At 49.6% G+C, this 15,929-nt stretch carries 17 protein-coding genes; 12 read left to right on the forward strand and 5 right to left on the reverse strand.

Translation table 11 applies throughout. From position 1 onward, the window contains the following. The first annotated feature begins 195 nt into the window (after positions 1-195). The 3 genes from rpmB (at position 196) to mutM (ending at position 1,508) form a co-directional block, all read left to right on the forward strand. Positions 196-432, forward strand: coding sequence for a 50S ribosomal protein L28 (gene rpmB, locus EH164_RS00475; protein ID WP_002436699.1), 237 nt, complete (start codon positions 196-198; stop codon positions 430-432). 20 nt (positions 433-452) lie between these two features. Then, positions 453-620: a 50S ribosomal protein L33 gene (gene rpmG, locus EH164_RS00480; protein ID WP_003024094.1), complete on the forward strand. Its 168-nt coding sequence runs from the start codon at positions 453-455 to the stop codon at positions 618-620. Between the two features lie 78 nt (positions 621-698). Beyond that, a complete protein-coding gene (gene mutM / locus EH164_RS00485; protein WP_124966982.1) occupies positions 699-1,508 on the forward strand; it encodes a bifunctional DNA-formamidopyrimidine glycosylase/DNA-(apurinic or apyrimidinic site) lyase in 810 nt (269 codons plus the stop codon). A gap of 39 nt (positions 1,509-1,547) precedes the next feature. Here mutM and coaD read toward each other — a convergent pair whose 3' ends face one another. Continuing rightward, positions 1,548-2,027 (reverse strand): pantetheine-phosphate adenylyltransferase, encoded by a 480-nt coding sequence (gene coaD / locus EH164_RS00490; protein ID WP_124966983.1) that lies wholly within the window; start codon positions 2,025-2,027, stop codon positions 1,548-1,550. Positions 2,028-2,035: 8 nt separating this feature from the next. Beyond that, entirely contained in the window at positions 2,036-3,313 is a 1,278-nt protein-coding gene (waaA, locus tag EH164_RS00495) for a lipid IV(A) 3-deoxy-D-manno-octulosonic acid transferase (RefSeq protein WP_124966984.1), read from the reverse strand. 385 nt (positions 3,314-3,698) lie between these two features. On the opposite strand from waaA, the gene rfaQ reads away from it, so the two are divergent. From rfaQ to EH164_RS00540, 9 genes are all read left to right on the forward strand, one after another. After that, a complete protein-coding gene (rfaQ, locus tag EH164_RS00500; protein WP_124966985.1) occupies positions 3,699-4,751 on the forward strand; it encodes a lipopolysaccharide core heptosyltransferase RfaQ in 1,053 nt (350 codons plus the stop codon). Then, positions 4,751-5,875 (forward strand): glycosyltransferase family 4 protein, encoded by a 1,125-nt coding sequence (locus EH164_RS00505; RefSeq protein ID WP_124966986.1) that lies wholly within the window; start codon positions 4,751-4,753, stop codon positions 5,873-5,875. The genes rfaQ and EH164_RS00505 overlap by 1 nt, the downstream gene beginning before the upstream one ends. Continuing rightward, positions 5,868-6,665, forward strand: a complete 798-nt coding sequence (gene rfaP / locus EH164_RS00510) for a lipopolysaccharide core heptose(I) kinase RfaP (protein WP_124966987.1) — start codon at positions 5,868-5,870, stop codon at positions 6,663-6,665. Before EH164_RS00505 ends, rfaP begins: the two co-directional genes overlap by 8 nt. Positions 6,666-6,684: 19 nt before the next feature. Continuing rightward, a complete protein-coding gene (gene waaB, locus EH164_RS00515; protein ID WP_124966988.1) occupies positions 6,685-7,779 on the forward strand; it encodes a lipopolysaccharide 1,6-galactosyltransferase in 1,095 nt (364 codons plus the stop codon). After that, positions 7,776-8,792, forward strand: coding sequence for a lipopolysaccharide 3-alpha-galactosyltransferase (waaO, locus tag EH164_RS00520; protein ID WP_124966989.1), 1,017 nt, complete (start codon positions 7,776-7,778; stop codon positions 8,790-8,792). Before waaB ends, waaO begins: the two co-directional genes overlap by 4 nt. A gap of 20 nt (positions 8,793-8,812) precedes the next feature. Beyond that, a complete protein-coding gene (locus EH164_RS00525; protein ID WP_124966990.1) occupies positions 8,813-9,835 on the forward strand; it encodes a glycosyltransferase in 1,023 nt (340 codons plus the stop codon). A gap of 20 nt (positions 9,836-9,855) precedes the next feature. Then, positions 9,856-10,554 (forward strand): lipopolysaccharide core heptose(II) kinase RfaY, encoded by a 699-nt coding sequence (gene rfaY, locus EH164_RS00530; RefSeq protein WP_124966991.1) that lies wholly within the window; start codon positions 9,856-9,858, stop codon positions 10,552-10,554. A gap of 96 nt (positions 10,555-10,650) precedes the next feature. Continuing rightward, on the forward strand, positions 10,651-11,508 hold the full coding sequence (gene waaZ / locus EH164_RS00535; protein WP_124966992.1) for a 3-deoxy-D-manno-oct-2-ulosonate III transferase WaaZ: 858 nt from the start codon (positions 10,651-10,653) through the stop codon (positions 11,506-11,508). Between the two features lie 26 nt (positions 11,509-11,534). Further along, a complete protein-coding gene (locus tag EH164_RS00540; protein ID WP_124966993.1) occupies positions 11,535-12,617 on the forward strand; it encodes a glycosyltransferase family 9 protein in 1,083 nt (360 codons plus the stop codon). A 34-nt stretch (positions 12,618-12,651) separates the two neighbouring features. On the opposite strand, the gene EH164_RS00545 is transcribed toward EH164_RS00540, so the two are convergent. From EH164_RS00545 to rfaF, 3 genes are read right to left on the reverse strand one after another with little or no spacing between them, the layout of a single operon-like run. Continuing rightward, a complete protein-coding gene (locus EH164_RS00545) occupies positions 12,652-13,908 on the reverse strand; it encodes an O-antigen ligase (RefSeq protein WP_124966994.1) in 1,257 nt (418 codons plus the stop codon). Between the two features lie 10 nt (positions 13,909-13,918). Further along, positions 13,919-14,878 (reverse strand): lipopolysaccharide heptosyltransferase RfaC, encoded by a 960-nt coding sequence (rfaC, locus tag EH164_RS00550; RefSeq protein ID WP_124966995.1) that lies wholly within the window; start codon positions 14,876-14,878, stop codon positions 13,919-13,921. Positions 14,879-14,881: 3 nt separating this feature from the next. Then, positions 14,882-15,928 (reverse strand): ADP-heptose--LPS heptosyltransferase RfaF, encoded by a 1,047-nt coding sequence (gene rfaF / locus EH164_RS00555; protein WP_124966996.1) that lies wholly within the window; start codon positions 15,926-15,928, stop codon positions 14,882-14,884. Between the last annotated feature and the right edge of the window lies 1 nt (position 15,929).

A 15,929-nucleotide genomic window follows, 5' to 3' on the forward strand; every position in this document is an offset into this window, starting at 1 on the left:
GGATCTTTGTCTGTTCGGGACTTGAGCACACCGCCGAGTCAGCGTATACTACGCCACCTTTGAGAATCTCGGGTTTGGCATTTGGGCCTGGCAATCGAGAGTTCACATAGAACTGCGATGACCGGGCTGTAAAGCCTGACGAGGCGCCAATACCCCATACGAAGCTCGAGCTAATTTGATTTTTGGAGAATAGACATGTCCCGAGTCTGCCAAGTTACTGGCAAGCGTCCGGTGACCGGTAATAACCGTTCCCACGCACTGAACGCGACTAAACGCCGTTTCCTGCCGAACCTGCACTCTCACCGTTTTTGGGTTGAGAGCGAAAAGCGTTTTGTCACCCTGCGTGTATCTGCTAAAGGTATGCGTGTAATTGATAAGAAAGGCATCGATACAGTTCTGTCTGAACTGCGTGCCCGTGGCGAAAAGTACTAAGTACTTAAAGGATATAAATCATGGCTAAAGGTATTCGTGAGAAAATCAAGCTGGTTTCTTCCGCTGGTACTGGTCACTTCTACACCACCACGAAGAACAAACGTACTAAGCCGGAAAAACTGGAACTGAAAAAGTTCGATCCAGTTGTCCGTCAGCACGTGCTGTACAAAGAAGCTAAAATTAAATAATTTTAGTTTTCTTGAACAAAAACCCCGCACTGTCGGGGTTTTTGCATTTCTGATAGCCCGCAAAAAGCCGGAGACGAGATGCCTGAATTACCAGAAGTTGAAACCAGCCGCAGAGGCATTGAGCCGCACCTGGTCGGTGAGACCATCCTGCATGCGGTGGTGCGTAACGGCCGCTTACGCTGGCCTGTTTCCGATGAGATCCACAGCCTGAGCGATAAACCGGTGCTCAGCGTGCAGCGACGCGCTAAATACCTGCTGCTCGAACTGCCGGATGGCTGGATCATCATTCACCTCGGTATGTCCGGCAGTCTGCGCATTCTTCCCCATGAGCTTCCCGCACAAAAACATGACCATGTCGATCTGGTGATGAGCAACGGCAAAGTGCTGCGTTACACCGATCCGCGTCGTTTCGGGGCCTGGCTGTGGACCAAAGAGCTGGAAGGGCATAACGTGCTGGCGCATCTCGGCCCGGAGCCGCTGAGCGACGCCTTTAATGCCGACTATCTGCGGGAGAAGTGCGCGAAGAAGAAAACGGCGATCAAACCCTGGCTGATGGATAACAAGCTGGTGGTGGGCGTCGGGAATATTTATGCCAGCGAATCGCTGTTTGCCGCCGGGATCCATCCCGATCGGCTCGCTTCATCCCTCTCGCAGCAGGAGTATGAACTGCTGGTACGCGTGATCAAAGCGGTGCTGTTACGCTCCATTGAGCAGGGCGGGACGACGCTGAAAGACTTTCTGCAAAGCGATGGCAAACCAGGTTATTTCGCGCAGGAGTTGCAGGTTTACGGGCGAGAAGGACAGCCGTGCCGCATCTGCGGTGCGCCAATCGTGGCGGCAAAACATGCGCAGCGCTCGACGTTCTACTGCCGTCAGTGCCAGAAATAGGTGTGGAGTAAAGCCGGATAAACTATCCGGCATAGAAGCTTACTTCAGCTTATCAAGCAGCGCCTGGTGAACCGGCTGCGGCAGGAAATGCGCGACGTCGCCCTGATGGCGCGCCACCTCTTTGACCAGCGAAGAGGAGATAAACGACCACTCTTTCGACGGCATTAAATAGACGCTTTCCAGATCCGGCATCAGATGCCGGTTCATATGCGCCAGCTGCATCTCATACTCAAAATCCGCCACCGCGCGCAGACCGCGGATCAAAATCGTGGCCTGCTGGTCACGCGCGAAGTTAGCCATCAGATCGCTAAAGCCCACTACCGTGACATTTTGCAGATGCGCCGTTGCCTGCTTCGCCAGCGCAACGCGCTCATCAAGGCTGAACATCGGCTTTTTGCTTGGGCTGGCGGCAATCGCCAGTATCAGCTCATCAAACATCGCGGCGGCACGGGTCACAATATCGATATGCCCGTTAGTGATGGGATCAAACGTACCAGGGTAGATCGCCCGCTTTTGCATAATCAACCTTATTGCGCTTTAGGTGGCAGATAGGGTTCCAGCAGTTGCAACAGAAGCTGCAGAGCGCCCTGGTTCTGGTAGAGCACTTCCACTGCGTGGCGACCGTAAAAACTCCGGTAATCTTCATCGGTCAACAAAGAGGTGATCTCTTTGATGAGCGCATCCACGTCGTTCACGGTGATCAACCCATCAGCCTGCGTCAACCGCGCGCAGATATCTTTGAAGTTGAACGTATGCGGCCCCATCAATACCGGAATCGCATGCGCGGCGGCTTCAAGAGGGTTATGCCCGCCTCTCTCTACCAGCGACCCGCCGACAAAGGCCAAATCGGCAATGCCGTAAAGCAGCATCAACTCGCCCATCGTGTCGCCAACCACCACCTGCGTGCTGGCAGAGGGGATCTCGCCGGAAGAGCGCGTGATGAAACTCAAACCCGCCTCCCGCACCATATTCACGGCGTCAGGGAAGCGTTCAGGATGACGTGGAACCAGAATCAAGAGTAAATCAGGAAACTGTTTTAGCAAGGCCTGATGCGCGAGCAGCATGATGCTCTCTTCGCCTTCATGGGTGCTGGTAGCAATCCACACCGGGCGATGAGGTGCCCACTGACGACGCAGCGCGACAGCGCGGGAGGCAAGCTGCGGTGTGACAGAGATATCAAACTTCAGGCTACCGGTTACGGTAAGCTGATTGCGTTTGGCGCCAAGTGCGATAAAACGGTCGCCATCTTCGCTGTTTTGCGCGGCAATCAGCGTAATTTTACGCAGCAGCTTCTGAATAAATTTACCCAGCTTCGCATAGCCAGCGGCGGAGCGCGCCGAGAGGCGGGCGTTGGCAATCACCAGCGGAATGTTTCGTTTATGCAGCGCGCTAATCAGGTTGGGCCACAGCTCGGTTTCCATAATCAACACCAGCTTGGGGTCGACCTTATCAAGGAAACGGTTTAGCGCGCCGGGCAGATCGTAAGGCAGATAGACATGCTGAACGTCGCCGCCAAATGCGGACATAACGCGCTCAGAGCCAGTTGGCGTCATGGTGGTAACGGTAATCGGCAAATCGGGATAGCGGTGACGTAAGGCGCGCACCAGCGGAATCGCCGCCAGAGTTTCGCCGACCGAGACGGAGTGCAGCATGATGCCGCCTGCTTTCAACGGCTTATTGTAGAAGCCATAGCGCTCGCCCCAGCGTTTGCGGTAAGCCGGAGCTTTTGCACCACGCACCCACAACCGCACCCAAATCAGCGGCTGAATGATGTACAGCAGTGTGGTGTAGAGCAATTGGAGCATAGTATGTTGCAGGCTTAGGAATGTGCTGGGGATTTTATGTATTTAGTACCGGCATTGCTATTACTTTTGCTGAAATCGGTCAAATTCACCTCTTATCACGTCATTAGTATCAATCTTATGAATTTTTTTTCATTTTTATATAATTTATTGAATGTTTCAGAACGTACCCATTATCACCATGCAGCATTGTTATGTTTTTATCATATTGATTTTTATGGTCATTATAAGGGCTTTGTTGAAAAGTGCTTCGAGTCGGATTGGTGATAAAGAAGTGGTACAATAAAAGATCTATAAGTGCGCAATATCAGTGTTCAGGTAGCTGTCGAGCCTGGGGCGGTAGCGTGCCTGTAATTTTTCACGGACATCACATCAAGAAGAGCCGATTGTGGAAAAGCCATTTCACCGAATTCTGGTTATTAAAATGCGTTTTCATGGAGACATGCTGCTGACTACGCCGGTCGTCAGTACGTTAAAACGCAACTATCCTGATGCGCGCATTGATATGCTGCTTTACAAAGACACAATGCCAATCCTATCCGAAAACCCGGAGATTCATGCTCTTTATGGCATGAGCAATAAAGGGGCGTCATCAAAGGAAAAGATACAGAATTTCTTCTCTCTTGTGAGCCAATTACGCAAGAATAATTATGATCTTATCGTCAACCTGACGGATCAGCATATCGTGGCGCCGCTGGTACGTTGTCTGCCAGCAAAAGTGAAAATTTCACAGGATTACGCCCATCGTCAGTCCGCTTTCTGGAAAAAGAGTTTTACCCATCTCGCACCGTTTGCCGGTGAGCACGCGGTAGAACGTAACTTATCGACCCTTGCTCCGCTGGGCATCACTGACTTCTGTCGTGAAACCACCATGAGCTACGCGCCTGAACACTGGGAGCGTATGCGCAGCGCACTGAATGAAGCAGGCGTTGGTGAACACTATGTTGTCGTGCAGCCGACTGCCCGACAGCTATTTAAATGCTGGGACAATGAAAAATTCTCGCAGGTGATTGATGCCCTGCAAGCCCGGGGCTATGACGTTGTGCTGACCTCCGGTCCAGGCGCGGACGATCTCGCCTGCGTTGAGGAGATTGCCCGCGGATGCGCGCGCAGGCCCGTCACCGCTCTGGCAGGTAAAACACGTTTTCCTGAACTGGGCGCTTTAATTGCCCACGCTGCGCTGTTTATCGGCGTGGATTCCGCGCCAGGTCATATCGCCGCCGCGGTGAAAACGCCGATTATCTGTCTCTTTGGCGCGACCGACCACGTTTTCTGGCGCCCGTGGAGCGACAACATTATTCAGTTCTGGGCCGGCAATTATCAGCCGATGCCTGCGCGCAGCCAGCTGGACAGAAACAAGAAATATCTCTCCGTCATTCCGGCAGAAGATGTCATCGCAGCAACGGAGAAAATGTTGCCCTCTTTAGAAGGCGTCTCCTGATGATTGTCGCTTTCTGTTTATACAAATACTTTCCCTTCGGCGGTCTGCAGCGCGACTTTATGCGTATTGCGCAAACCGTTGCCGGGCGCGGGCATCATGTCAGGGTTTATGTCCAGTCCTGGGAAGGCGATGTGCCAGCCGGGTTTGAGCTGATCCGCGTCCCGGTCACCTCGCGCACTAACCACGGTCGCAACGCCGAATATCACGCCTGGGTAGTGGCGCATCTGGCGCAGCATCGCGCCGATCGCGTGGTCGGCTTTAATAAAATGCCGGGCCTTGATGTCTATTATGCGGCCGATGTTTGTTACGCCGAAAAAGTGGCCCAGGAGAAAGGCTTTTTTTATCGCCTGACGGCTCGCTATCGCCACTATGCCGCGTTTGAGAAAGCGACCTTTGAACAAGGGAAAGCGACGCAGCTGCTGATGCTGACGGATAAGCAGATCGGTGATTTTCAACGGCACTACCATACAGAAAGCGACAGGTTTCACATTCTGCCGCCGGGGATCTATCCGGATCGTAAATATAGCCAGCAGATCGCCAATGCCCGCCAGATCTTCCGTGAAAAAAATGGCATCGCGGACGATCGGTTCTGGCTGTTACAGGTCGGATCCGATTTCAGCAGGAAAGGCGTTGATCGAACGCTTGCCGCTGTTGCCGCGCTGCCAGAAGCATTAAGAAAGAAAACGACGCTGTTTGTGGTCGGCCAGGACAAGCCGGGGCGCTTTGCCGCCCAGGCGGCGAAGGCAGGTATCAAAGAGAATGTGCACTTCTTTTCAGGGCGCAGCGACGTGGCTGAACTGATGGCGGGTGCCGATCTGCTGATGCATCCGGCTTACCAGGAAGCGGCGGGCATTGTGCTGCTCGAAGCGATAACAGCTGGCCTGCCGGTGATTGTCAGCGCCGTTTGTGGATATGCGCACTATATTTCCCGCGCGCAGTGCGGCGTGGTGATTGACGAACCATGGTCTCAGGCCGCGTTAAACGAGGCGCTACAGCATGCGCTGCAAGAGCCAGCCTTGCGCGAAGCGTGGGCGGAGCGGGCGCGCCACTTCGCGGACACAGAAGATCTTTATAGCCTGCCGGAGAGAGCGGCGGACATCATTACGGGTGAAGTGAATGGTTGAATTGAAAGAGCCGCTGGCGACACTCTGGCGGGGTAAAGATGCGTTTACTGAAGTTGAAAAGCTACAGGGAGAGGTGTTTCGCCAGCTCGAAACGCGCCGCACCCTGCGTTTTGAACTTGCCGGTAAAAGCTATTTCCTGAAATGGCATCAGGGCACGGCGTTTAAAGAGGTAGTGAAAAACCTGCTTTCGCTGCGCCTGCCGGTGCTGGGTGCCGATCGCGAGTGGAAAGCCATTCATCGCCTGCATGATGCGGGTGTTGATACCATGCACGGCGTTGGGTTCGGCGAAAAGGGTGCTAACCCTATCAATAAAACCTCCTTTATTATCACTGAAGATCTAACGCCAACCATTAGTCTGGAAGATTATTGCGCCGACTGGCTGAAGACGCCGCCGGAACCGCGCGTCAAACGGATGATTATTCGACGCGTCGCAACCATGGTGCGCAAGATGCATCAGGCTGGTGTAAACCATCGTGACTGCTATATCTGCCATTTTCTGCTTCATCTGCCGTTTGACGGCGATGAGCAGCATCTGAAAATCTCGGTGATCGATCTTCATCGTGCGCAAATGCGCGCGCATGTGCCGACGCGCTGGCGCGATAAGGATCTGATTGGGCTCTACTTCTCTTCACTCAATATTGGTCTTACCCAGCGGGATATCTGGCGTTTTCTTACGGTTTACTTTGCCGCGTCGCCGCGAAAGATTGTTCAGCAAGAAGCGGGATTGTTAGCGCAAGCGCAGGCCCGGGCTGAAAAGATCCGCGAAAGAACGGAACGTAAGTCTCTCTAAAATGAGAAGTGGTCACTCAATGAAAATTGCATTTGTTGGCGAAGCGGTATCGGGTTTTGGTGGCATGGAAACGGTCATCAAAGCTGTCATTCATTCGTTTCAGCAAGACGCCTTTGCACAGTGTGAGATGTTCTTTTTTTGCCGTAACGACAAAATGGATAAAGGATGGCTGGCAGGGATTAACGCCGCTTACTCCTTCTCGAACAGTAAACTCAGCTTCCTCAGGCGCGCGATACATATCCGTAATTTCAAGCGCTGGGTAGATGAGCATAAGCCCGACCTCGTTATCTGTATTGATACACCTTCCTGCTTTCTGGCAAGCAGAGCGCGGCGTAAAAGCAAACATCGTTTTACCGTTTTGTCCTGGCCGCATTTCTCGCTGGATCACAAAAAGCACGGCGATGCTGTAGCCTGGGCTGATTATCACCTCGCGATAAGCAGCGGCATCAAAACGCAGATGGAGGCGCGGCACATTGCGCCAGAGATGATCCACGTCATCTATAACCCGGTTGAACCGCAGGCTGATACGATCCCCGCCCCGAATGCGGACGAGACCACGACCTTCTTATATGTCGGCAGGATGAAGTTTGAAGGGCAGAAACGGGTTAAAGATCTGCTTGATGGGCTCGCGCAGGTCAAGGGCGACTGGCATCTGCATGCAATTGGTGACGGCTCGGATTTTGAAAAGTGCAAGGCCTACGCGCGCAAGCTCAATATCGACCGCAATATCACCTGGCATGGCTGGCAGGCTCAGCCCTGGGTGGTGGTCAGGGACAAGATAAAAAAAGTCTCCGCATTGCTGCTGACCTCATCTTTTGAAGGCTTCGGCATGGTGCTGCTGGAGGCGATGGCGTGGGGCGTTCCCTGTATCAGTGCAAACTGTGTGGCCGGCCCGGAAGATATTATTCGCCAGGGCGTGAATGGTTACCTTTACCCGCCGGGCGAAATGGCTGAGTTTGTGACATTGCTACAGCAGGTTGTTGATCGTCGTACCTCGTTCCAGCCGGATACGATTAAGCAGTCAATCAACAGGTTTTACAGCGAAACATATAATCGAAATATGCGAGAGGCGATTCGCTCTGTCCTCGCTGCACTGACAACGAGCATTAAATGAGCCAAACTTATTTTGATGAGAAAGAAGTGATTCTTTCGATAAAGGATTATAACTATTTATCTGATGCTGGCATCAGTACGTTTAATATCGCCTACGGCATCGATAAAAATTTTCTTTATGGATGTGGGATCTCGATAGCGTCAATTCTTTTAAATAATAAAGATAAGCGTTTATCCTTCCATGTCTTTACAGATTATATAACCGAAGAGGATAACAAAAAATTCTCTTCGCTCGCAGAGCAGTACCAGTCACGAATCACGGTTTATCTGGTGAACTGCGATAAATTAAAATCGCTGCCCAGCACCAAAAACTGGACCTATGCGACCTATTTCCGCTTCATTATTGCTGACTACTTTACGGAAAAAGCCGACCGCGTGCTCTATCTTGATGCGGATATTGCCTGTCAGGGTAACGTCCAGGAGCTGATTGATCTTGAGTTCAAGGATCATGAGATCGCCGCGGTTGTTGCTGAAGGTGATATCACCTGGTGGCAAAAGCGGGCGGTGAGCCTGGACTCGCCAGGATTAGTTAACGGTTATTTTAATGCGGGCTTTTTGCTGATTAATATCCCGTGCTGGACAGCGAATGATATCTCGCGGAATGCGATTGAAATGTTACGCGATCCGATTGTCGCCAGCAAAATTACGCATCTCGATCAAGATGTATTGAATATGCTGCTGGTGGATAAAGCGAAGTTTATTGATAAAAAATTTAATACTCAGTACAGCATTAATTATGAATTGAAAACCGGCGTATTAAATCCGGTAAACGAAAATACGGTATTTATTCATTATATTGGGCCAACGAAACCTTGGCACGATTGGTCGGACTATCCTGTTTCACAGGGCTTTCTGCGGGCTAAAAGAGAGTCACCGTGGAAAAATGATCGCTTACTGAAGCCAACCAATGCAAATCAGTATCGATATTGTGCCAAGCATATGCTGCATCAGAAGAAGTTCGTTAAAGGGTTGATTAGTTATTTGTTCTATTTTCAAAAGAAAATCGCAAACTAAAAAAATACATAGGTGATGCAGTGGACTCATTTCCAGGTATTAAAATTTCTGAATTCGAAGTTTTTGATCATAGCAAAGAGAAAACAACCAACGCTCTAAACATCGCCTATGGAATTGATCGCAACTATCTTGATTGGGTGGGCGTATCAATAACGTCGATTGTAATCAATAACAGCATCAGCATTAATTACCATATCATTTCAGATGAGTATGATGACTGTTTCCTGAAGCGAATAGCGGTTCTGGCTGAGAAGTATGCAATCAAAATCAGCTTATACTTGATTAATGCTGAATGCCTGAGCGATCTTCCGAGCACCAAAATATGGTCACGTGCCATGTATTTCAGGTTGTTCGCCTTTGAATACTTCAGCAATAGCTTCGATAAGTTGCTCTATCTCGATGCTGACGTCTTTTGTAAAGGTAAGCTTGACGAGCTGGCTGGGTGTAATCTTGAAAACGTTGCCGCCGCGGTGGTCAGGGATGTTGATTCGATGCAAAGTAAAGCCATCGAAAGATTAAAAGACCCTGACATCCGCAACAATTATTTCAACTCTGGCGTGGTGTTTGCCAATCTTAAAGAGTGGGTAAAAAACGATCTCACTAATCGTGCATTCTCCATTCTGCTTGATAAAAATAATTGTGGCATACAATTTAAGTATCCGGATCAGGATGTGCTTAATGTATTACTAAAAGATAAAGTCCATTTTCTGCCGGGAAAATTTAATACAATTTACACCATTAAGAGTGAGTTAAAAGATAGCACTCACCAGAATTTCAAGAATATTATTTCGGATGAAACAGTATTAATACATTATACAGGTGCAACAAAGCCCTGGCATAAATGGGCGACGTATCCGTCCACCATTTACTATCAAACAGCGTTAGCTGCGTCACCATGGAAAGATCAACCGCCGCGTGACGCAAGAACATTTATTGAGTTTAAGAAGAGATACAAACATCTTCTGGTGCAACATAAATATATGGCAGGTATCAAAGCAGGTTTCTTATATCTTCTGAGAAAATATTCTTTACATTCAAAATAAAATAATAGCTGGTTTAATTTATGAGTGACAAATATCAAGTTGGGGGTTATGTTGTTTTCACCAAAACAGGGGTTGAAAAATACCTGAAAATCTTTAAAGATTTCATGGATTATAATCTCGATGTGATAAAAGTTTTTCGTAGTATTGATGACACAAAAGTTGTGTTAATCAATACGGAATATGGTAAGTACATTTTAAAAGTCTTCGCACCTAAGCAGAAAAAAACAGAGCGTTTTCTCAAGTCTATTTTCAAGGGCGATTACTATGAAGCCTTGTTTCATCAGACTGAACGCATCAGGAAAAATGGCGCCGGTGCAATCAATGATTTTTACCTGCTGGCGGCTAAAAAGACATTTCGCTTTGCCCACTCCTATATTATGTTAATTGAATATATTGATGGTATTGAGTTAGCAGACTTTACCTCTATTGATGATGAACTTAAACAAAAAATAAAATTATCGATAGATGAGTTGCATAAAAATGGTATGGTCTCAGGCGATCCGCATAAAGGCAATTTTATCATTCAAGGCGGTGAGGTTCGCATCATCGATTTGTCAGGTAAATCGCCATCCCGGATACGAAAAGCCAAAGACCGCATCGACCTGGAGCGACATTACGGTATTGTTAATAGCGTGAAGGATCTCGGCTACTACCAGTTTGTTTATAAGAAAAAAATACGTAATTTTATTCGTAGGGTTAAAGGCAAACCGGTTCGCTGAAAAAGTATAAAAATTTTCAAGTTTGGCCCACATTATTAAAGATAAGCATATTGTTAGTCTGAAACAGTAATATGTATTAATCCCAACAGGTTTATTATGAAAAATATTAAATATATTACACATGCATGTGTTGAACGGTTGAAAAGACACAAGTCTTCAGATGACATTGTTATCTTTCTGTCTGGGCCTACGTCAAAGAAGACACCTCTGTCGATTCTTCGAACTCGTGATGTGATCGCGGTCAACGGGTCAGCCGCTTATTTAATCGAGAACGATATTACTCCGTTAATTTACGTTTTAACGGACGCCCGCTTTTTGCTGCAGCGACGCGATGATTTTTATCACTTCAGCCGCAGCAGCCGTTTTACCATCGTTAACGCAGATGTGTACGAGGCGGCATCGGAAGAGGATAAACATTATCTGCGCGAAAATTGCCTGGTCCTGCGCGCCTTCTATAAACGGGAAAAAGGTGGGGCGGTGAAAAAGGTAAAATTTCTGATGAAAAGCCGCCTGCATAAAAATTTACTCATCAATATCCCATGGTCAAAGAAAGGGCGTCTGGTCGGCTTCAGTAAAGATATCGCTTTGGGCTACTGCTCATGCCATACGGTGGCTTACACCGCGATTCAAATTGCGTATTCGTTGCAGTACAGTGCAATTATTTGCTCAGGCCTCGATCTGACGAATACCTGCCGTCGCTTTTATGAAGAGATCAGCAATCCTATGCCCTCTGAATTAAGTAAAGATCTGCCGAAGATTTTACCTTTCTTTATCTTTATGCGGGCTAACATTCCAGATATAAATATCTATAATCTTTCGGATGATACCGCAATTAGTTACGACATCATTCCTTTCATTCAACCCGATGAACTTGAAAATAATCATTATAAAAACAGTCGCGAGTTGCATGAAAAAATTGATTTCGAACGCAAAGCAAATACCTTTGCTAACTAGTGACAGACACCTTTTTGGTAAGAAAAATGCGCCTTGGAACTTTCCACAAGAAGAAAAAGCATTTAATCAATAAAATTAAAATCAATTTCCTCTCTGTGTTGCTTAAAAACAGAAGGGGAGCTGATATTGATGGCAAAAGCATCAAGAGCTGCTTGTTAATTCATGACAACAGCAAGATTGGCGACCTGATTGTTCTCAGTGCGCTTTACAGAATACTGGCCAAAAAAGGTATCACGTTATCGATACTCTCCTGCGGCACGGGGCACGCTTTTCTTAAAGCGCACCCGCATATCGAGCAGCTGTTCATAAAAAAATCAAACAGCCTGACGGAAACGCTTAAACTTCGCCGCCAGTTACGAGAGCGGCAGTTCGATGTTGTTCTCGATCCCTTTGAAACGTTTCCCTGCTTTGGTCACGCGCTGCTGCTCTCGGGCTTCCGGGATTCGTACGTGCTGGGATTTGATAAATGGTACCAGCGCTACTATTCGCGCTACAACCCTCATGATGAGCAGTTGAATGAGCATATGTCTTCGCGCACGAACGTCATTGTGCGACAGCTTTTCGGCAGCGATGCAGACGATGATTATCGTTACGATATCGCTATTCCAGCCGAGGTCGAGGATGCGGTGAGTGCGTTGGTGGGATCGTCTGATGTTGTTGTTATCAATCCACTGGGCGCCAAGAAGATTTGTCGCCTTACATCTGAACAGATGTTGCTTATCCACAGTTGGTTTACACAGCATCATCCTGGCCTGAGAATTATCTATACTGGCCATCCGGATGACTTACCGACCATCCCTGTAAGCAATATTGAAACGCTGCCCTATCCTGATTTTATCTATACCGTAGCCTTAACGAAGCTCAGCAAATACGTTGTCTCCGTCGATACCGCACTGGTGCATATCGCTTCAGCCTTTAACCGGCCAATGCTGGCGCTCTATCCTCAGGCACGCACCGTCGAGTATCCGTCGCCGCTGATTTGGGCACCAAATAACGAGTGCGCGCAGCAAATTATCTCTCCCACGCATTTCGTTTCTGATATCGATGAACGCACGTTAGTTCACGGGCTGGAAAACCTAATGTCCGGCAGGATGAACGCAACGCAATAAAATGGCCACACGCGGTGGCCATTGATTCATCATGCTATTGCGTGCTGCGAATCTTATTGAAGAGTAAAAGCAGCGTCAGACCGCAGATAATGATAATCGGCACGCTTCTCGCCCAGATAAGCACATCGCTTAACCCGGTGCCAATGATTGCGAGGGTAAAAGCAAATAGCCCTAGCGAACGATAGTACCAGGCAGAAAACATCAGCGCGACATAAAAACAGAGAACAGATATTACGCCGACAATACCTTTCAGTGAGGCATTTTCGATAATTTCGTTATGCAGATGGACGTTGATATATATCATCGCAGCACCTAGCGTCTTATTTTTTACGCTCAGGCTTTCAATCTCCTGCGAACGTTCTTCTGCTGAGCGCCATTTCAATGGCGCTTCCTTAAAGAGCGTCATACCGGATTCGTACATCGCAAATCGCGCACCGAGAGAGGTATCACCATTACCTTGCTGGTATAGGTTTATATCATTAATGGCGGCATCGTACCGGCTGGCAATTGACTGGCTAAACACGAGACCAAGAACAATCATCAGTGCTAAGAAACCACATATTCCCAGAAAAAGTTTTTTCGGATTCTTAAGGTAATAAGTGATGATCGTTATGCAGCAGATAACCGGGAAAATCAAAATGGATGAGCGGGTCTGCGTCATCACCAGAGCAGCAAAAACCATCACCGTATTCAGCACGAATAATAGCGGATGACTTTTAGGGGTATACAGAATGGATACCGCGCTGATCAACCCAACCAGCATGATGGAGTAAGCGGCACCCGTTGACGTGCCGATACCAAAATCAATCCTGTCCATGCCGACAGAGAATTTCTGAAACAGCGCGTAGCCCAGAATAATAAAAGAGACTGAGTAGAGAAGATAAAGGAGCACGCTGCTCTTGTACTTAATTTTTGTCGTGGCGGCCAGCAATACGATAAAGAAACCAAAAATAAAGACCCGCACGGTATTGATGTAGTTATGGTACGTCGCCTGAAAGGGCGAGTTACTAACTTTAAAAAGCTTGTACCAGATAAGATCGATAATGCCAATAAACAGAATGGAAGCGGGCAATGCGAAAATCTTCCAGTTTATATTTGACGACCTTCCTTTAATGATTAGCGTTAATATCGCAAGGATCCCGCAGATATTAAACAGCTTCATGCTCAAGTTATTATTTATCATCGCGACGACCAGCGTAGCGGCGCTAATAATAAACGTACCATACTCCATAAAAAAGGCGGCTTTCTCACTTCGCCCCTTCCAGGTTTGCGCATTCATAGAGACTGGCATTTACTTTCCTTTATGCTAAACAGGCTATCTCATTAAAAACGTTATCTGCGCTGAGATGGGCTAAATTGCCATCACTTGCGCGGCATATATGCTGGTTTTTGCCATACCCGCCAATAAGCCCGGGATCGGTTGGGCCATATAACGTGATATTTGGTCGATCCAGTGCCGCCGTCAAATGACTGAGGCCCGTATCCACCGATACCACGAACTTCGCGCCAGCAAGTGTCTGCGCGACCTTCTCAAGAGTCATCTTCGGCAACACTTCAACGTAATCAAACCCTTCCGCTAACCGCTTCGCACGCGCCTCTTCATGCGCGGCTCCCCAGGGGAGCTTTATCTGCAAGCCGCTGCCGTTAAGCAGGCCAATCAATGTGCGCCAGTGGCTCTCCGGCCAGTGTTTATCATCGCGCGTGGTGGCATGTAAAAAGACGGCATAGGAGGAGGCTGGTGCAGCGCGGGAAGTAAAATGCTGCGCAATGGCGTAGTCGCCCTGCGCCTGCGGTTTGGCGTAGCCCAGACTCTTCGCAAAGAGTTCGCGCGTCCGTTCAACCGCGTGTTGCTGCTTCGCAATGGCGTGGCGGCGATTATAGAACAGGCTCGCCAGCGGCTCGCGCGCGGAGTGCCAGTCCATCCCATGTTTCACGCCATGCGCCAGCCGGGTGACCAGCGCGGCGCTCTTCACCAGCCCCTGCGCGTCAATGATGGCGTCATACTGCCTCTCCTTCACCGCGTTGCGAAACGCCTGGCGCTCTGCCGTAACAGGCGCGGAAAACCACGCTTTGCGCCAGCGGCGGATCGCCACCGGGATAACGCGATCGACCGCTGCATGCCAGGAAGGAATTTGCGCAAACCCCTCTTCCACCACCCAATCAAAACGAATGCCTGGAATGGCCTGCGCGGCATCGGTCAGCGCAGGCAGCGTGTGCAGCACATCGCCCATTGACGAGGTTTTTACAATCAAGACCCGCATCGCTTATCCTTCTGCTGCCAGCAACAAACCATTCAACTCATCCAGCACGCGCTGCGGCGTAATGTCGATCAGGCTCTGGTGATACCCTTCCGCGGCATCGCCTTTGCGCACCTTGTGGTAGCCAGAGATTAAGCGGATCACGCGCGCTTTGTGTGAGAGCGGCGGCGTGAAATCAGGGCTGCTTGGGCCATAGAGCGCAACCAGCGGGCGATCGAGCGCGGCGGCAACGTGCATCAAGCCTGAATCATTACTTACCACCGCTTTACAGGCGGCAATCAGCACTACGGCCTGCTCCAGCTGCGTTTCTCCCGCCAGGTTGCGGCACCACGCCTGTTGCTCAACGCTCAGCGCGGCCAAAATCTGATTACCCGCGTCGTGATCTTTTGCCGAGCCGAACAGCAGCACCTGATAGCCTTCATCAATCAGCTGTTTCGCCAGCTCAGCATAGTGATAGTGCGGCCAGCGCTTCGCCGGGCCAAACTCTGCCCCGGGACAAAAACCGATCATCGGGCGCTCAGACGCGAGGTCGAAGGTGGCGCAAACCTGTAGCTTCTCACTCTCATTGACCTGCAACTGCGGCCATAACAGCGGCTGCGGCAGATCTTTCGCCGAGTGCATTACGCCTTTGTCATACGCCAGCGCAACATAGCGCTCGACCATCAGCGGCCAGGCTTGCTTATCCAGCACGCGCGCATCGTTAAGCACGCCATAGCGCATCTCGCCGCGCCAGCCGGTACGGTGCGGAATGCCGGCAAAGAAGGGAACCAGCGCAGATTTAAAGGAGTTAGGCAGCACGTAGGCGCGATCGTAACGCCGTTCGCGCAGGCTGTGTCCCAGCTTACGGCGCGCGCCAATCTCCAGCGCGCCGTGGCCGAGCGGCATCGGGATCGCCTCGTTAACTTCCGGCATGCGCGATAAAAGCGGACGGCACCACGCGGGTGCCATCACATCGATTATCGCCTGGGGAAAGCGCGCCTTCAGCGTGCGGTAGAGACTTTGCGACATCATCATGTCGCCTACCCAGGAGGGTCCAATGACCAGAATTTTCATA

It is taken from the genome of Kosakonia sp. CCTCC M2018092 (assembly GCF_003864115.1).
GTDB lineage: Bacteria > Pseudomonadota > Gammaproteobacteria > Enterobacterales > Enterobacteriaceae > Kosakonia > Kosakonia cowanii.

Coding starts and splice junctions, on each gene's coding strand:
- rpmG (WP_003024094.1), top strand. CDS start 453: ATGGCTAAAGGTATTCGTGAGAAAATCAAGCTGGTTTCTTCCGCTGGT.
- waaZ (WP_124966992.1), top strand. CDS start 10,651: ATGAAAAATATTAAATATATTACACATGCATGTGTTGAACGGTTGAAA.
- rpmB (WP_002436699.1), top strand. CDS start 196: ATGTCCCGAGTCTGCCAAGTTACTGGCAAGCGTCCGGTGACCGGTAAT.
- rfaC (WP_124966995.1), bottom strand. CDS start 14,878: ATGCGGGTCTTGATTGTAAAAACCTCGTCAATGGGCGATGTGCTGCAC.
- waaB (WP_124966988.1), top strand. CDS start 6,685: ATGAAAATTGCATTTGTTGGCGAAGCGGTATCGGGTTTTGGTGGCATG.
- EH164_RS00505 (WP_124966986.1), top strand. CDS start 4,751: ATGATTGTCGCTTTCTGTTTATACAAATACTTTCCCTTCGGCGGTCTG.
- EH164_RS00540 (WP_124966993.1), top strand. CDS start 11,535: ATGCGCCTTGGAACTTTCCACAAGAAGAAAAAGCATTTAATCAATAAA.
- mutM (WP_124966982.1), top strand. CDS start 699: ATGCCTGAATTACCAGAAGTTGAAACCAGCCGCAGAGGCATTGAGCCG.
- waaA (WP_124966984.1), bottom strand. CDS start 3,313: ATGCTCCAATTGCTCTACACCACACTGCTGTACATCATTCAGCCGCTG.
- rfaY (WP_124966991.1), top strand. CDS start 9,856: ATGAGTGACAAATATCAAGTTGGGGGTTATGTTGTTTTCACCAAAACA.
- rfaP (WP_124966987.1), top strand. CDS start 5,868: ATGGTTGAATTGAAAGAGCCGCTGGCGACACTCTGGCGGGGTAAAGAT.
- rfaF (WP_124966996.1), bottom strand. CDS start 15,928: ATGAAAATTCTGGTCATTGGACCCTCCTGGGTAGGCGACATGATGATG.
- waaO (WP_124966989.1), top strand. CDS start 7,776: ATGAGCCAAACTTATTTTGATGAGAAAGAAGTGATTCTTTCGATAAAG.
- EH164_RS00545 (WP_124966994.1), bottom strand. CDS start 13,908: ATGCCAGTCTCTATGAATGCGCAAACCTGGAAGGGGCGAAGTGAGAAA.
- coaD (WP_124966983.1), bottom strand. CDS start 2,027: ATGCAAAAGCGGGCGATCTACCCTGGTACGTTTGATCCCATCACTAAC.